Below are 14,895 nucleotides of genomic sequence, written 5' to 3'. Positions count from 1 at the left end.
GCCATGCAAACCCGCGTCTGCCGCCTTTACGCGCAACATGACGTCCGTCTTGAGACGACCGAGCTCGATGAGCCGCAGGCCGGGGAGGTTCTCGTCGCCATGGGGGCGGGCGGCATCTGCGGCTCGGATCTGCACTATTTCCACGAGGGCGGCTTCGGTCCGATCCGGGTGCGGGAGCCGATCATCCTGGGCCACGAGGCGGCGGGTACGATCGCGGCGCTGGGCGCCGGCGTGTCGGGTCTGTCGGTCGGGCAGAAGGTCGCCGTCAATCCCAGCCGACCTTGCGGGGAATGCCGCTACTGCGCCGAGGGCCACCCGCAGCATTGCCTGAACATGCGTTTTTCCGGCTCGGCCCTACGCCTGCCTCATGAACAGGGACTGTTCCGCGAGAAGATGGTCGTGCCGGCGTCGCAGTGCGTGCCGCTTGCCGAAGCGCGCGGGCTCGACGAGGGGGCCACATCCGAGCCGCTGGCGGTGTGCCTCCACGCCGCCAACCGTGCCGGCGATCTTGCCGGCAAACGCGTCCTCGTGACGGGTGCAGGGCCGATCGGTGTCCTGTGCGCTGCCGTCGCGCGCCATCGCGGCGCGGCGGAGATCGTCGTGACCGACCTGCACGACCGCCCGCTCGACGTGGCGCGCGAAATGGGGGCGACCCGCACGATCAACGTCGCCCGGGACGGCAGCGAAATGGAGGCCTACGCCGCCGACAAGGGCTGGTTCGACGTGGCCTTCGAATGTTCGGCGGCCGCGCCGGCCATCGCTTCGGCGATCGCGGCTGTTCGTCCGCTTGGCCGGCTCGTCCAGGTGGGCGTCGGTGGCAACATCGCCGTCCCGCTGAATGCGCTGGTCGGCAAGGAGATCGACATGGTCGGCACGCACCGCTTCCATGAAGAGTTCGCCGAGGCTGTTCGCCTCATCAATGAAGGCGCGATCGACGTCCGTCCGATGATCACCCACCGGCTGCCACTCGATCGGCTGGACGAGGCCTTTGCCCTGGCCGGCGACAGGACCCAGGCGGTGAAGGCCCAACTCGTTTTCAGTTGAGGCTGTGGATTATGCCGCGATCGGGTCGATGCCGCTGAGATCGGCGGATTCCTGCGCCATTCTGAGATCCCAGTCCGACTGAAGCCCCAGCCAGAGTTCGGCCGTCGTACCGAAATACTTGCCGAGTCGCAGAGCGGTATCGGCGGACACTCCGATCTGTTCCCGGGACAGTTTTTCGATCCGGTCCCGATTGACCTTGAGGGCCTTGGCGAGCTTTCCCGCCGTCAGTTTGTACGGGATCATGAACTCTTCCCGGAGAATTTCTCCCGGGTGGACGGGGCGCATTTCCTTCAGGTCTTCCATTGCGGCCTCTAGTGATAATCGACGATCTCGACTTCGTCGGCGGCACCGTCCCGCCAGACGAAACAGATCCGCCATTGATCATTGATTCTGATCGAGTGCTGCCCTTCCCGATTGCCCTGCAAGCTTTCCAGTCGATTGCCCGGTGGTGCTGCGAGGTCCGACAGAAGCCGTGCCCGTTTGAGATAGGCAAGCTTCCGCGTCGCCACTTTGACCAGATCCGGCGGAAAGCCCTTGGCGGCCCGACCGTTTCCGAGCGCTTCTGCAAGCTTGCCTTTGAACGATCGGATCATCGGTCGCCTTCGGTTGTGTATTAATAGATAATACATATGCTGGGGCGCCGCAAGTGATACCGGCATTCATGCGCATGGTGGCCTTGGTGACCCCTCTGCCAAGGACGAAGCCGAATAGACGACCTCCACCCTGTTCCTGGATTGCCGCGCCTCTGGCATGGTAGCATGTTGGTTGGCACCATCAGGCTTGAACGACCGGCCGGTAGGTGCAACAGGTGAGGTACTCCCTTAGTGTCAACTCAGGATCAGGCATGAAACTCAGTCCGAGTGGCGCGGACATCCGAACGGCGGAAGGCGGCGCCTCCGACCGTCCTTCTCTCCCGGGTCGAAGCTTCAAGCCGGTAAACAATCGGCTCCCGATATCGCCGCAGATTTACGAAGTGTTGCGACGGGCGATCACGACGCTTGCCATGATGCCTTCGGAGAGCCTGAGCGAAAAGGAGCTGGCCCTTCAGCTTGGGGTGTCGCGGACGCCGGTGCGCGAAGCGCTCATCCGACTGGCTGACGAGGGTCTGATCGACATCCTGCCGCAACGAGGCAGCTTCGTCGCGCCCATCCGGCTTGCGGATGTGGAGGAAGCCCAGTTCATCCGGGAGGCACTCGAGGTTTCCGTGGTCAGGCGGCTGACGCCGCGGTGCGCACCGCGATTCCTGATCGCCCAGCGCGCCAATCTGGCCGAGCAGGAACTCGCCGCAAGGCAATCCGATCATGAGCGGTTCATGGAGCTCGATGAAGCGTTTCACCGGGCCTTCTGCGTGGAGGCGGGACTATCGAAGAGCTGGCGGCTGATCCAGACGGTCAAGCTGCAGATGGATCGCGTGCGCTATCTCAGCCTGCCGGAGGCGGGGCATCTGGAGATTTTGCTCGCGCAGCACACCGCGATTCTCGATGCCATGGAGCGCGGCGAGGGCGAAGAGGTCGGCCGCACGATGGCCGCCCATCTACAAGAGGTCCTGCGCACGGTGCAGAACCTCAGCGTCGAGAGGCCCGACCTCTTCGGCGCTTGAGCGGAAGACGATCATCGATCATTCGATGCTTCACGACGAAACGACCCGTTTCGGACAGGGCGATTCGCATGGCGCAAGATTGGGGGCCCGGCGACTGCCTGGACTGAAGTCCTCCCAGCCCGCATCAATACTGCGGACCGCGGGCGCCCATCACGCAGGCATGGGACCGAACCGGATGCGGAAGCGGCGGTTTTCCCGGCCCTTCTTCTCGATCTTGCCGATATGAATGTCCCCGACCTCCTGGGTCTCCGAGACATGGGTGCCGCCGCAGGGCTGGGTGTCGACAGAGCCCTCCTCGCCAATGCACACGAGGCGAATCTGCCCGGCTCCGCGCGGCGGCCGGACATTGGCAGACTTGACGAGGCCGGGATTGGCTTCGAGCTCCGCATCGGTGATCCAGCGGGTGAAGACCGGATGATTGGCGGAGACGATTGCCATCATCTTTTCGGTGACGTCGGCCTTGTCGGCCGAAGCGTCGGTGAGGTCGAAATCGACCCGGCTTTCCTCTTCGCCGACGGAAGCGCCGGTGATCGGATAGGGCAGGACGACGGACAGGATGTGGCAGGCCGTGTGCATGCGCATCAGCCGGTAGCGGCGCTTCCAGTCGATGTGGAGCACGACGCTTTCACCGATCTGCGGTGCGGGCTCGCCCTCCGCGGGCCGATGAACGATCTCGTCCTTGGTTCCGCCGGTGACGGTGCCGGCGATCTTGATGATCGAACCGTCTGCGCGCTCGAAATGCCCGGTATCGCCCGGCTGGCCGCCCGATGTTGCATAGAACACCGTGCGATCGGTCAGAATGCCGCCATCCTCGCCGATGCCTGTGACCGTCGCCTCTACGGTCGAGAGATAGGCATCCTCGCGAAAGAGCGCGTCGGTCACGCAACATCCTCGAACGGAATGTCGTACTCGGGCGTCCGGCCGATCCACTCGGGCACCGGCAGGCCCTTTTCCTTCAGGAAGGCCGGGTTGAAGAGCTTCGACTGATAACGATTGCCGTAGTCGCAGAGCACCGTCACGATGGTATGACCCGGCCCCATCTCTCGGGCCATGTGCATCGCGCCGGCGATGTTGATGCCGGACGAGCCCCCGAGACACAGGCCTTCTTCCTGGACGAGGTCGAAGACGATGCGCACGGCCTCTTCGTCGCCGATCTGATAGGCGAAATCCGGCTCGAAGCCTTCGAGATTGGCGGTGACGCGGCCCTGGCCGATGCCTTCGGTGATCGACGAGCCTTCGGACTTGAGTTCGCCATGGGCGTAGTAATTGTAGAGCGCCGCGCCCATCGGGTCGGCGATGCCGATCTTGATGCGGCCGGAATGGCGTTTCAGGCCCATGGCGGTGCCGGCGAGCGTGCCGCCGGTGCCGACCGCGCAGATGAAGCCGTCGACGTCGCCGGCGGTCTGATGCCAGATCTCCTCGGCCGTCGTCACCACATGGCCGTCGCGGTTCGCGACATTGTCGAATTGGTTCGCCCAGATCGCCCCGGCCGAATGGGTCTTGGCAAGCTGTGCGGCGAGGCGGCCGGAGAGCTTCACGTAGTTGTTCGGGTTCTTGTAGGGGACAGCCGGCACTTCGATCAGCTCGGCACCCATCAGACGCAGCGCGTCCTTCTTTTCCTCGCTCTGGGTCTCGGGGATGACGATCACCGTCTTGTAGCCGAGCGCGTTGGCGACCAGCGAAAGCCCGATTCCGGTATTGCCGGCGGTGCCTTCGACGATGATGCCGCCGGGGGCGAGGAGCCCTTTCTCCTCGGCGTCGCGGATGATGAACAGCCCCGCCCGATCCTTCACCGACTGGCCCGGATTCATGAACTCGGCCTTCCCGTAGATCTCGCACCCCGTCTCTTCGGAGGCACGCGCCAGCCGGATCAGCGGCGTGTTGCCGATGGCGTCGAGGACGGAATTGAAACGCTCGGTCATGGACTTGTTCGCAGGCTCGTGAGAGGGCATTGCCGCTAACTATGGGCCTTCGCGGGCGATGGCAAGAATGCGGGTCGCTTTCCTCGGCGGGAAGCTCCGCGCATGAAGTGATTGCCCGGGCGAAGCGATTATCGCGTCAGCGTGCGTTTCACCGCATCGGCCCAGCCGGCGAGCTTGCGGCCGCGGGTGACCGCGTCCATTTGCGGCGTGAACTGGCGCTCCAGCCTCCAGCGAGCGGCGAAACCTTCCCGGTCCGGCCAGACGCCCGCCTTCTGGCCGGCGAGCCAGGCCGCGCCGAGCGCCGTCGTCTCCAGCACCACCGGCCGGTCGACCGGCGCGTCCAGGATGTCGGCGAGCCGCTGCATCGTATAGTCGGACGCGACCATGCCGCCATCGACCCGAAGCACCGTATCGCCGGCCTTCGGCCAGTCCTTCTTCATGGCGGAGAGGAGATCGGCGGTCTGGTAGCAGACGGCTTCCAGCGCGGCGCGGGCGAGTTCTTCCGGCCCGGTCTTGCGGGTAAGGCCGTAGATCGCGCCGCGTGCTTCGGCGTCCCACCAGGGGGCGCCGAGGCCGGTGAAGGCGGGCACCAGATAGACGTCCTGATCGGGATCGGCCTTCGTCGCCATGGGGCCGGTGACGTCGGCCCGGTCGATCAGTTTCAGCCCATCGCGCAGCCATTGCACTGCCGCGCCGGCGATGAAGATCGAGCCTTCGAGCGCATAGGTGGTTTCGCCGCCAAGGCGATAGGCGATCGTCGTCAGAAGGCGGTTGTTGGAAGGCACGCGCTCGGTGCCGGTGTTGAGGACGGCGAAGCAGCCTGTGCCATAGGTCGATTTCAGCATGCCGGGCGTGAAGCAGGCCTGGCCGAGGGTCGCGGCGTGCTGGTCGCCGGCCATGCCGAGAACCGGAATGGCGGCGCCGAAGAGCGAGGCGTCGGTGACGCCGAACTCCGCGTCGCAATCCTTCACCTCCGGCATCAGTGCGCGGGGCACGTTCAGGAGCCTCAAGAGCTCGTCGTCCCAATCATGAGCGGAGATGTCGAAGAGCAGCGTCCGGCAGGCATTGGTCGCGTCGGTGGCGTGCATCTTGCCGCCGGTCAGGCGGCTGAGGAGAAACGAATCCACCGTGCCGAAGGCGAGCTTGCCGGCCTCGGCCTTTGCGCGAGCGCCCGATACGTGATCCAGCATCCAGGCGATCTTGGTGCCGGAAAAATAGGGATCGACGATCAGCCCGGTCTTCTCGGTGATCATCGGCTCGGCGACGTCGGCGACGAGCTTGCGGCAGATATCCGTGGTGCGGCGGTCCTGCCAGACGATGGCGTTGTGGATCGGCTTGCCGGTCTCCCGATCCCAGATCAGCACGGTCTCGCGCTGGTTGGTGATGCCGATCGCGGCGATGTCGGAGGCAGAAAGCGAGGCATCCGCGAGCGCGCCCTTGACCGTATCGACGACCGAATTCCAGATGTCCTCGGGATCATGCTCGACCCAGCCCGAACGCGGAAAATGCTGGGTGAATTCCTGCTGGGCGACGCCCTTGATCTGGAAACGGTCGTCGAAGACGATCGCCCGCGTCGAGGTCGTCCCCTGGTCGATGGCGATGACATAGCCGGACATGCTTGGTCCTCCTCCACACGCGATATCTATGGCAAGAGGCCGGGATTGAACCCGGCCTCAAGCTTTGTCCAAAGAGCGCTGCCGCTCAGTTCGATGTTTCCATCGAGCCTTCCGCAGACGCGGGCGTTGCCGTCGCCGGGGTCTGACCGCCGTCTTCCGGCATTGCAGCCTGCTCGTCCTGCCAGCTCTTCACCAGTTCGTCATAGGAGACGGTCTGGGGCTCTTCCTTCTCGTTCTCCTTCTTCGGCTGCGGCGCGATGGTGCCGTTCGCCTTGGCCTGCTCGACCCAGTACTCCATGTCGTGCTCTTCGTTGAGCTTCGGGCCGATGTCGCCTTGTATGCCGGCCCGCTCGAGACGGTTCAGCACCTGCTCCTGATCGGCGCAGAGCGTGTCCATGGCTTCCTGCGGGGTCTTGGCGCCGGAGGCCGCATCGCCGATCGCCTGCCACCAGAGCTGCGCGAGCTTCGGATAGTCCGGCACGTTGGTGCCGGTCGGGGTCCACTGCACGCGCGCCGGCGAGCGGTAGAACTCGACGAGACCGCCAAGCTTCGGTGCCCGCTCGGTAAACGAGTCATCGCGGATGGTGGATTCGCGGATGAAGGTCAGGCCTTCGTGGCTCTTCTTCACGTCGACGGTCTTGGAGGTGACGAACTGGGCGTAGAGCCAGGCCGCCTTGGCGCGATCGACCGGGGTCGACTTCATCAGGGTCCAGGAACCGGCATCCTGATAGCCGAGCTTCATGCCGTCGACCCAGTAGACACCATGGGGAGACGGCGCCATGCGCCATTTCGGATCTCCGTTCTCGTCGACCACCGGCAGCCCGTCCTTCACCATGTCGGCGGTAAAGGCGGTGTACCAGAAGATCTGCTGGGCGATCTGGCCCTGCGCCGGGACCGGGCCGGATTCGGAGAAGGTCATGCCTTGCGCTTCCGGCGGGGCGTAGGCCTTCAGCCAGTCGAGATATTTGGCGATGGAGTAGACGGCCGCTGGGCCGTTGGTGTCGCCGCCGCGCGCGACGCAGGAGCCGGTCGGCTGGGACTGCTCGTTGACGCGGATGCCCCATTCGTCCACCGGCACACCGTTCGGAATACCCTTGTCGCCATTGCCGGCCATGGAGAGCCACGCATCGGTGAAGCGCCAGCCGAGCGAAGGGTCCTTCTTGCCATAATCCATGTGACCATAGACTTGGCCCTCGACGCCCATATGGGACATGTCGCGGCCGGTGAAGAACTCGGCGATGTCCTCATAGGCCGACCAGTTGACCGGAACGCCGAGCTCGTAGCCGTATTTCTCCTGAAAATCGGCCTTGTTCTTCTCGTCGTTGAACCAGTCGTAGCGGAACCAGTAGAGGTTCGCGAACTGCTGGTCGGGCAGCTGGTACATCTGGCCGTCCGGCGCCGTGGTGAAGGACTTGCCGATGAAGTCGTCGATGTCGAGGCCCGGATTGGTGACGTCCGCTCCCTCGTTCTCCATCCAGTCGGTCAGCGAGCGGGCCTGCTGGTAGCGCCAGTGGGTGCCGATCAGGTCGGAATCGTTGACATAGGCGTCGTAGATGTTCTCGCCGGACTGCATCTGGGTCTGCAGCTTCTCGACGACGTCGCCCTCGCCGATCAGGTCGTGCGTGACGTTGATGCCGGTGATGGCGGTGAAGGCCGGCGCCAGCACCTTGGACTCGTATTCATGGGTGGTGATGGTTTCCGAGACGACCTTGATGTCCATGCCCTGGAAGGGCTGGGCGGCGTCGATGAACCACTGCATCTCCTCTTCCTGCTCGGCGCGGGACAGCGAGGACATGTCGCCGATTTCCTCGTCGAGGAACTTCTTGGCGGCCTCCATGTCGGCGAAGGCCGGGCCCGTCGCAAGCGCGATGGCGAGCGCGGCGCTCGTAACCCACAAACTCTGTTTCATGTGAACTCCTCCCATTGCAGAAACCGGTCGATTTCGATGATGCCCGCGCCGACCGGCGGCGGTGCGGGCCGCGTTCCTCCCCGTCTTCGCGTCGTTACACGAGGCTGAAGACGAGGACGAAAAACACCGCGCAGACGATCAGCGCGTACCAGAGCGAAAGATCGGTGGCCCACAGCCAGCCGAGACAGATGAAGGCCGAGCCGAGCAGCGAGACGAACAGCCGATCCCCCCGCGTCGTCTCAAAGCGCAGGATGCCGACGCGTGGATGCCCGCCCGGCGAGACATATTCCCACACGCCCATCAGCGCGATCAGCGAGAAGATGACGATGAAGAATATCGCCGTCGGCCAGGTCCAGGCCATCCAGGAAAGGTCGATCATGGGCAGGCTCCCATTGAAGCGTCGTCCGCTTTGGCGTATGAAAGCGAACCAAAACAGCGGGCAAGCGTATGAAGGTTCAGTGGTCGCATGAAGCTCGCAAAGGGTTGCGCAAGATGCCGCCGAGCGACCGAGTGGCGATCGTCGAAAAGCTTGGGCGCTATGCGGAAACTGGGCTCGGCGATGTGGTCAAATTGTCCGGCGCTCCGTTCTATCGCCTTAGACATGGAGATTGGCGTGCGGTTTTCGAACGAATCGACGGGATTTACGTCGTTCGTGTTGCCCACAGACGCGAAGTCTATCGGAAGTGAGGTCTGGTCATGAATGAAGCGGTCAATCTGAAGGGTGAGGCGATGATCGTCATGACCCGCGCCGAATATGACGCGCTGATCGAAGACATCGGCGATATTGCGCTCGCCGAGGAGGCAAGGATGAACTCCCAAGGCGCGCCTGCCATGCCGTCCGAGCTTGTCCTGACCTCCCTGAATGGCGAACTTCACCCGCTGGCCGCTTGGCGAAAGTCGGTCGGCCTGACGCAGGCTGAGCTTGCGGCGAAGGCCGGCGTGCGGGCGGCGAGCGTGTCGGATATCGAGAGCCGAAAGATCGACCCGCGCCTGTCGACGCTGAAGGCACTGGCGGCGGCGCTGAACCTTGGGATCGAGGACATCATCGACTAACTTCCCGCCGTTCATTATGCGCACGACGTCATCCTCGGGCTTGTCCCGAGGATCTACCGTCCTGGACGTTTCGATGCGGTGGCGAATGGCCCGACGTTTTTGTGCTCTGGCGGCAGTAGATCCTCGGGACAAGCCCGAGGATGACGGCGCTTTGGAGTGGGGCGCGGTGTCCTGCAGCGCTTGAGCAAGCAACTCCGTCATCACACCCGCCCCAACGCAAAGCCCTTGGCGATGTAGTTCCGCACGAACCAGATCACGATCGCGCCGGGGATGATCGTCAGCGCGCCTGCCGCGGCCAGCACGCCCCAGTCGAGCCCCGAGGCCGACACGGTTCGCGTCATGATCGCCGAGATGGGCTTGGCGTCCGTCACCGTCAGGGTTCGGGCGATCAGGAGCTCGACCCAGGAGAACATGAAGCAGAAGAAGGCGGCGACGCCGATGCCGGATGCGATCAGCGGCATGAAGATCTTGAAGAAGAAGCGTGGGAAGGAATAGCCGTCGATATAGGCGGTCTCGTCGATCTCCTTCGGCACGCCCGACATGAAGCCTTCGAGAATCCAGACCGCCAACGGCACATTGAACAGGCAGTGTGCAAGGGCGACGGCGATATGCGTGTCGATCAGGCCGAAGGCGGAATAAAGCTGGAAGAAGGGCAGCGCGAACACCGCCGGCGGCGCCATGCGATTGGTCAACAGCCAGAAGAACAGGTGCTTGTCGCCCAGGAACTTGTAGCGCGAGAAGGCATAGGCGGCCGGCAGGGCGACGGCGACCGAGATCACCATGTTCAAGACGACATAGATGATCGAATTGATGTAGCCCGAATACCAGGACGGATCTGTGAAGATCACCTCGTAATTGCGAAGCGTCGGGTTGGTCGGCCAAAGCGTCAGTTGGCCGAGGATCTCCTGGTTGGTCTTGAAGCTCATATTGACGAGCCAGTAGATCGGCAGGAGCAGGAAGAGGATGTAGAGCGCCGGGATCAGCGCCTTCCAGCGAAAGCCGCCGGAACTGGCCCGTGCGCGTGCCTTGATCGCGCCTTCCGAATGGGCCGCGGCCGGGACGCTGCTTGCGGTGGTCGCCTGATCGCTCATTCGCCCTCTCCCTTCACCGGCTTGTCCGTGCCGACATTGGTCATCACCGTGTAGAAGATCCAGGACAGGACCAGGATGATCAGGAAGTAGATGATCGACATGGCCGCCGCTTCGCCGAGGTTGAACTGGCCGATGGCGAGTTTCACGAGGTCGATCGACAGGAACGTGGTGGAGTTGCCCGGGCCGCCGCCGGTCACGACGAAGGGCTCGGTGTAGATCATGAAACTGTCCATGAAGCGCAGGAGGACGGCGATCAGAAGCACGCGGCCCATCTTCGGCAGTTGGATGTAGCGGAAGACGGCCCAGCGCGAGGCGCCGTCGATCTTGGCGGCCTGATAGTAGGCGTCCGGAATCGACACGAGCCCCGCATAGCACAGGAGCACAACGAGACTCGTCCAGTGCCAGACATCCATGACAATGACCGTCACCCAGGCATCGATGGGGTTTTGCACGTAGTTGTAATTGATGCCCAGCGCATCGACCGTGTAGCCGAGAAGGCCGATGTCGGTGCGCGCGAAGACCTGCCAGATGGTGCCGACGACGTTCCACGGGATCAGTAGAGGCAGCGCCATCAGGACGAGGCAGACCGGCACCCAGATGCCCTTCTTGGGCATGGCGAGCGCCACAAGGATGCCGAGCGGCACTTCGATCGCCAGAATGGTGCCGGAGAAGATCAGATTGCGAATGAGGGAATCGTGGAAGCGCTCGGAGGTGAGCACTTCGCGAAACCAGTCGGCGCCGTACCAGAAGAACTGGTTGTTGCCGAAAGAGTCCTGAACCGAATAGTTCACCACCGTCATTAGCGGGATAACCGCCGAAAACGCGACGAGTACGAGAACCGGCAGGACGAAGAGCCAGGCCTTGTTGTTCCAGGTCTTTTCCATCTCGCTCCTCCTCAGCCTCGCTCGACCAGCCAGGAATCGGCGTAGAGATTGAGCCGGTCGGCCGCGAAGGCGGCGTCGGCCTCGGCCGGGATCTCCTTGTCCTCGGCGACGATCGCGGAGAGGCGATGCTCACCCATGCGGGCGCGCACGATCTTCTCCGAGCCGATGTCCTCGACCTTTTCGACCTGGATCGGAATGCCTTGGCCTCGGGGGACCAGCGAAACGAATTCCGGCCGGATGCCGAGTTCGATCTTCTGGCTGGAATGATAGCCGGAGTGGCCGGTCGGGATGGTGACCCGGTTGCCGGAGACGATCGCATCGTCGCCTTCCAGCTTGCAGGGCAGGACATTCATGCCGGGCGAGCCGATGAAATAGCCGACGAATGTGTGCTGCGGGCGCTCGAAGAGTTCCTCGGGCGTGCCGATCTGAACGACTTCGCCCGCATACATCACCACCACCTTGTCGGCGAAGGTCAGCGCCTCGGTCTGGTCGTGGGTGACGTAGACCATGGTCATCTGGAATTCGCGGTGAAGCTGCTTCAGCTCCGAGCGCAGCTGCCATTTCATGTGCGGGTCGATGACGGTCAGCGGTTCGTCGAACAGGATCGCGTTGACGTCGGAACGCACGAGGCCGCGGCCGAGCGAGATCTTCTGCTTCTCGTCCGCCGTCAGGCCGCGCGCTTTGCGGTCGGCTTTCGCTTCGAGGCCGATCCGGCGCAGCATGTCGGCGACGCGGGTCTTGATCTCGGCGGCCGGCACCTTGCGGTTTTTCAAGGGGAAGGCAAGGTTCTCGCGCACCGTCATGGTGTCGTAGATCACCGGGAACTGGAACACCTGGGCGATGTTGCGCGCCTCCGGCGACAGCATCGTCACGTCCTTGTCGTCGAAGCGCACATGGCCTTCCGACGGGGTGAGAAGCCCGGAAATGATGTTGAGCAGCGTGGTCTTGCCGCAGCCGGACGGGCCGAGCAGCGCATAGGCGCCGCCATCCTCGAAGGCGGTGTCGACCTCGCGCAGGGCGTAATTGTTCGCCTTCGCCAGTTCGGGTGTATAGGCGTGGCGGATGTGGTCGAGGCGGATGCGGGCCATTTCAGCGTCTCCTCAAGCCGCCATCGCCGGGGCGGCGTGGACGGCCCCGCCATCGGCATCGAAGACCAGCACGTCGGCCGGGTCGAAGGACAGGTGCACCTCGTCGCCTTCCTCCACGCGGCGCACGCCATGGACTAGGGCGACGATCGCCGTTTCGCCGAGCTTGGCGTGGATGTAGGTTTCCGAGCCGGTGACCTCGCTGAGCGAGATCGTGGCGTCGAAGCCCGCGGGATGCTCCCTGCCCAATTCCAGGCGGTGCGGACGGACGCCGATCCGGTAGCGCCCGTCGGAAAGGCCGGCGAGGGCAGGACCCGCGGCGAAATCGACATTGCCGGCGCCGGTGAAGCGCTCGCCACGCTTTTCCACATCGAGCACGTTCAGCGGCGGATCGGAGAAGGTGCGGGCGGTGAGCAGGTCAGCGGGCCGGCGGTAGACACTGGTCGTGTCGCCAAACTGGGTGACGCGGCCCTTGGACAGGGTCGCCGTCGAGCCGCCGAGAAGCAGCGCCTCATGGGGTTCGGTCGTCGCATAGACGAAGATCGCACCAGTTTCGGCGAAGATCTTCGGCAATTCCTCGCGCAACTCCTCGCGAAGCTTGTAGTCGAGATTGGCGAGCGGCTCGTCGAGAAGCACCAGATCGGCGTTCTTGACCAGTGCGCGGGCGAGCGCCGTCCTCTGCTGCTGGCCGCCGGACAGGTTCAGCGGCGTGCGGTCGAGATAGGGCGTCATCTGCAGGAGATCGGCCGCGCGCTTCACGGCCTCGTCGATCTCGGATTTCGACTTGCCGGCAAGGCGCATCGGCGAGGCGATGTTCTCGTAGACCGTCAGCGTCGGGTAATTGATGAACTGCTGGTAGACCATGGCGACATTGCGCTGGCGCACCGGCACGCCGGTCACGTCCTTGCCGTCCATGATCACCTGGCCCGAGGTGGGCGCGTCGAGGCCTGCCATCAGCCGCATCAGGCTGGTCTTGCCGGACAGCGTCGGGCCGAGCAGCACGTTCAGGGACGAGCGCTTGAGCGTCAGCGAGACGTCGATGATGTGGTCCTCGCCGCCGACCTTTCGGCTGACATTCTTCAGTTCGAGCAATCCGTCCTCCCAGGCGCTTCGCCGACCGTTTCTTGGAGCCGCGCCTATTCGGCGGCGGCCCGACGCTCGCTGTTTGCCGCCTCTGTGTATTTCGAAAGCTCAGCGACTTCGCTTTCGGCGAAGCGCAGGCCGAGCTTCGAGCGCCGCCAGAGAATGTCCTCGGCGGTGCGCGCCCATTCGCGTTCGATCAGGAAATCCACTTCCGCCTGGTAGAGGCCGTGGCCGAAATCGCGGCCGAGTTCGCCGGGCTTCATGAAGTCGGCCGCCTCGGTTCCGTAGGAGCGGGCCAGCCGGCGCAGGGTCCGCTCGTCGAGGGCGGGTAGCCGGCGGCCGAGCGTCTCCTCGATGGCGTTCACGCCTTCGACCGGAAAGTCGCCGCCGGGCAGCGGCGCCTTGTCGGTCCAGGCTGCGCCCTTCGCGCTGAGGGCGGATTCGATCTGCTTCATCGCGTCTTCGGCGAGCACCCGGTAGGTGGTGATCTTGCCGCCGAAGCAGTTCAGAAGTTCCGGCCCGTTCGGCGTGCCATCGAGCCGCAGAACATAGTCGCGGGTCGCTTCCTGGGCCTTCGAGGCGCCATCGTCGAAAAGCGGGCGCACGCCGGAGAAGGTCCAGACCACGTCCTCGCGCTTCACCGGATTGCGGAAATACTCGCTGGCCGCCGCAAGCAGATAGTCGATCTCGCTCTCCGAGATCTCGACCTCGCCGGGGTCCCCCTCGTAGTCCTGGTCGGTGGTTCCGACGAGGGTGAAATCCTCCTCATAAGGAATGGCAAAGATGATCCGGCCGTCGGAATTCTGGAAGATGTAGGCGCGATCGTGCTCGTAGAGCTTGCGGGTGACGATGTGCGAGCCCTGGACGAGGCGGATGTGATGGGCTGCATTGCGGCCGAGGGCGTTCTGCAGGACCCGGTCGACCCAGGGGCCGCCGGTATTGACGAGGAAGCGGGCGCGGACGGTCCGGTTCGTGCCGGAGGCGCGGTCGCGCAGCGTCAGACTCCAGAGCCCGTCCTTCTGTTCGGCGCCAACCAGTTCGGTGCGGACCATGATGTCGGCGCCGCGCTCCTCGGCCGAGCGGGCGTTCAGCACCACCAGCCGGGCGTCATCGACGCGTGCGTCGGAATATTCGAAGCCTGACGTGAATTCCGGCTTCAGGGGCTCGCCGAGCGGCCCCGTCAGATCGACGCTGCTGGTTGCCTTGAGCTTCTTGCGGCCACCGATATGGTCGTAGAGAAAAAGCCCGATGCGCAGGAGCCATTTCGGCCGCAGGCCGTCGTGATGCGGCAGGATGAAGCGCAGGGGGCGAATGATGTGGGGCGCGATCGACCAGAGCACCTCGCGCTCCATCAGCGCGTGGCGCACCAGCCGGAATTCGTAATGTTCCAGATAACGCAGGCCGCCATGGACGAGCTTGGTCGACCATGACGACGTGCCGGAGGCGAGGTCGTTCATCTCGGCGAGGCCGACCTGATAGCCGCGGCCGGCGGCGTCGCGCGCAATGCCGCAGCCGTTGATGCCTCCGCCGATGACGAAGATGTCGTAAGTCCTCATGGCCTCCCACTTCGCAGTGCAGCATTTCGGTTGCGTTTGCGAATGTCGATGA

The 14,895-nt window shown here is 64.0% G+C and carries 16 protein-coding genes; 4 read left to right on the top strand and 12 right to left on the bottom strand.

The genetic code is table 11. The features are described from left to right. Positions 1-3: 3 nt before the first annotated feature. The gene (locus MF134_RS03985; RefSeq protein WP_255338113.1) at positions 4-1,044 is read left to right on the top strand and encodes an L-idonate 5-dehydrogenase; all 1,041 of its coding nucleotides are present in this window, start codon (positions 4-6) and stop codon (positions 1,042-1,044) included. A gap of 9 nt (positions 1,045-1,053) precedes the next feature. Here MF134_RS03985 and MF134_RS03980 read toward each other — a convergent pair whose 3' ends face one another. Together MF134_RS03980 and MF134_RS03975 are read right to left on the bottom strand one after the other, a co-directional pair. After that, positions 1,054-1,287, bottom strand: a complete 234-nt coding sequence (locus MF134_RS03980; RefSeq protein WP_255338112.1) for a HigA family addiction module antitoxin — start codon at positions 1,285-1,287, stop codon at positions 1,054-1,056. 68 nt (positions 1,288-1,355) lie between these two features. Continuing rightward, complete coding sequence (locus MF134_RS03975) at positions 1,356-1,637, bottom strand: type II toxin-antitoxin system RelE/ParE family toxin (RefSeq protein ID WP_255338111.1); 282 nt, start codon at positions 1,635-1,637, stop codon at positions 1,356-1,358. A gap of 359 nt (positions 1,638-1,996) precedes the next feature. Between MF134_RS03975 and MF134_RS03970 the strand changes: the two genes are divergently transcribed. Then, positions 1,997-2,644, top strand: coding sequence for a GntR family transcriptional regulator (locus MF134_RS03970; RefSeq protein ID WP_255338516.1), 648 nt, complete (start codon positions 1,997-1,999; stop codon positions 2,642-2,644). 150 nt (positions 2,645-2,794) lie between these two features. Here MF134_RS03970 and MF134_RS03965 read toward each other — a convergent pair whose 3' ends face one another. The 5 genes from MF134_RS03965 to MF134_RS03945 all read right to left on the bottom strand — a co-directional run bounded on the left by MF134_RS03965 (position 2,795) and on the right by MF134_RS03945 (position 8,470). Beyond that, entirely contained in the window at positions 2,795-3,526 is a 732-nt protein-coding gene (locus tag MF134_RS03965) for an alanyl-tRNA editing protein (protein ID WP_255338110.1), read from the bottom strand. Further along, positions 3,523-4,566 carry a cysteine synthase A gene (locus tag MF134_RS03960; protein ID WP_255338109.1) on the bottom strand — a complete coding sequence of 348 codons (1,044 nt, stop codon included), beginning with the start codon at positions 4,564-4,566 and terminating at the stop codon, positions 3,523-3,525. The genes MF134_RS03965 and MF134_RS03960 overlap by 4 nt, the downstream gene beginning before the upstream one ends. A 128-nt stretch (positions 4,567-4,694) precedes the next feature. After that, complete coding sequence (glpK, locus tag MF134_RS03955) at positions 4,695-6,182, bottom strand: glycerol kinase GlpK (protein WP_255338108.1); 1,488 nt, start codon at positions 6,180-6,182, stop codon at positions 4,695-4,697. A gap of 85 nt (positions 6,183-6,267) precedes the next feature. Further along, positions 6,268-8,091 (bottom strand): ABC transporter substrate-binding protein, encoded by a 1,824-nt coding sequence (locus MF134_RS03950; RefSeq protein WP_255338107.1) that lies wholly within the window; start codon positions 8,089-8,091, stop codon positions 6,268-6,270. Positions 8,092-8,185: 94 nt separating this feature from the next. Then, positions 8,186-8,470, bottom strand: coding sequence for a DUF2160 domain-containing protein (locus tag MF134_RS03945; protein WP_255338106.1), 285 nt, complete (start codon positions 8,468-8,470; stop codon positions 8,186-8,188). A 68-nt stretch (positions 8,471-8,538) separates the two neighbouring features. Between MF134_RS03945 and MF134_RS23965 the strand changes: the two genes are divergently transcribed. Together MF134_RS23965 and MF134_RS03940 are read left to right on the top strand one after the other, a co-directional pair. Continuing rightward, on the top strand, positions 8,539-8,778 hold the full coding sequence (locus MF134_RS23965; protein WP_369695405.1) for a type II toxin-antitoxin system RelE family toxin: 240 nt from the start codon (positions 8,539-8,541) through the stop codon (positions 8,776-8,778). 9 nt (positions 8,779-8,787) lie between these two features. Further along, positions 8,788-9,144: a helix-turn-helix domain-containing protein gene (locus tag MF134_RS03940; RefSeq protein ID WP_255338105.1), complete on the top strand. Its 357-nt coding sequence runs from the start codon at positions 8,788-8,790 to the stop codon at positions 9,142-9,144. Positions 9,145-9,344: 200 nt separating this feature from the next. On the opposite strand, the gene MF134_RS03935 is transcribed toward MF134_RS03940, so the two are convergent. Genes MF134_RS03935 through glpD form a run of 5 tightly spaced genes read right to left on the bottom strand, consistent with a single transcriptional unit; the run spans position 9,345 to position 14,843 of the window. Continuing rightward, positions 9,345-10,235: a carbohydrate ABC transporter permease gene (locus MF134_RS03935; RefSeq protein WP_255338104.1), complete on the bottom strand. Its 891-nt coding sequence runs from the start codon at positions 10,233-10,235 to the stop codon at positions 9,345-9,347. Next, the gene (locus MF134_RS03930) at positions 10,232-11,119 is read right to left on the bottom strand and encodes a carbohydrate ABC transporter permease (protein WP_255338103.1); all 888 of its coding nucleotides are present in this window, start codon (positions 11,117-11,119) and stop codon (positions 10,232-10,234) included. The genes MF134_RS03935 and MF134_RS03930 overlap by 4 nt, the downstream gene beginning before the upstream one ends. A gap of 11 nt (positions 11,120-11,130) precedes the next feature. Further along, a complete protein-coding gene (locus MF134_RS03925; RefSeq protein WP_255338102.1) occupies positions 11,131-12,207 on the bottom strand; it encodes an ABC transporter ATP-binding protein in 1,077 nt (358 codons plus the stop codon). 12 nt (positions 12,208-12,219) lie between these two features. After that, entirely contained in the window at positions 12,220-13,296 is a 1,077-nt protein-coding gene (locus MF134_RS03920; RefSeq protein ID WP_255338101.1) for an ABC transporter ATP-binding protein, read from the bottom strand. Positions 13,297-13,340: 44 nt separating this feature from the next. Continuing rightward, complete coding sequence (glpD, locus tag MF134_RS03915; protein WP_255338100.1) at positions 13,341-14,843, bottom strand: glycerol-3-phosphate dehydrogenase; 1,503 nt, start codon at positions 14,841-14,843, stop codon at positions 13,341-13,343. Positions 14,844-14,895: the final 52 nt, after the last annotated feature.

Source organism: Jiella marina (assembly GCF_024359545.1).
Classification (GTDB): Bacteria; Pseudomonadota; Alphaproteobacteria; order Rhizobiales; family Rhizobiaceae; genus Jiella.
The sequence above is the reverse complement of the archived record's forward strand: the minus strand, read 5'-3'. Positions and strand labels throughout refer to the sequence as shown.

What these genes read in the sequence shown, in the direction of transcription:
- MF134_RS03985 (WP_255338113.1), top strand. Translation starts at nt 4, where the DNA reads ATGCAAACCCGCGTCTGCCGCCTTTACGCGCAACATGACGTCCGTCTT.
- MF134_RS03980 (WP_255338112.1), bottom strand. Translation starts at nt 1,287, where the DNA reads ATGATCCCGTACAAACTGACGGCGGGAAAGCTCGCCAAGGCCCTCAAG.
- MF134_RS03975 (WP_255338111.1), bottom strand. Translation starts at nt 1,637, where the DNA reads ATGATCCGATCGTTCAAAGGCAAGCTTGCAGAAGCGCTCGGAAACGGT.
- MF134_RS03960 (WP_255338109.1), bottom strand. Translation starts at nt 4,566, where the DNA reads ATGACCGAGCGTTTCAATTCCGTCCTCGACGCCATCGGCAACACGCCG.
- glpK (WP_255338108.1), bottom strand. Translation starts at nt 6,182, where the DNA reads ATGTCCGGCTATGTCATCGCCATCGACCAGGGGACGACCTCGACGCGG.
- MF134_RS03950 (WP_255338107.1), bottom strand. Translation starts at nt 8,091, where the DNA reads ATGAAACAGAGTTTGTGGGTTACGAGCGCCGCGCTCGCCATCGCGCTT.
- MF134_RS03945 (WP_255338106.1), bottom strand. Translation starts at nt 8,470, where the DNA reads ATGATCGACCTTTCCTGGATGGCCTGGACCTGGCCGACGGCGATATTC.
- MF134_RS23965 (WP_369695405.1), top strand. Translation starts at nt 8,539, where the DNA reads ATGAAGGTTCAGTGGTCGCATGAAGCTCGCAAAGGGTTGCGCAAGATG.
- MF134_RS03940 (WP_255338105.1), top strand. Translation starts at nt 8,788, where the DNA reads ATGAATGAAGCGGTCAATCTGAAGGGTGAGGCGATGATCGTCATGACC.
- MF134_RS03935 (WP_255338104.1), bottom strand. Translation starts at nt 10,235, where the DNA reads ATGAGCGATCAGGCGACCACCGCAAGCAGCGTCCCGGCCGCGGCCCAT.
- MF134_RS03930 (WP_255338103.1), bottom strand. Translation starts at nt 11,119, where the DNA reads ATGGAAAAGACCTGGAACAACAAGGCCTGGCTCTTCGTCCTGCCGGTT.
- MF134_RS03925 (WP_255338102.1), bottom strand. Translation starts at nt 12,207, where the DNA reads ATGGCCCGCATCCGCCTCGACCACATCCGCCACGCCTATACACCCGAA.
- glpD (WP_255338100.1), bottom strand. Translation starts at nt 14,843, where the DNA reads ATGAGGACTTACGACATCTTCGTCATCGGCGGAGGCATCAACGGCTGC.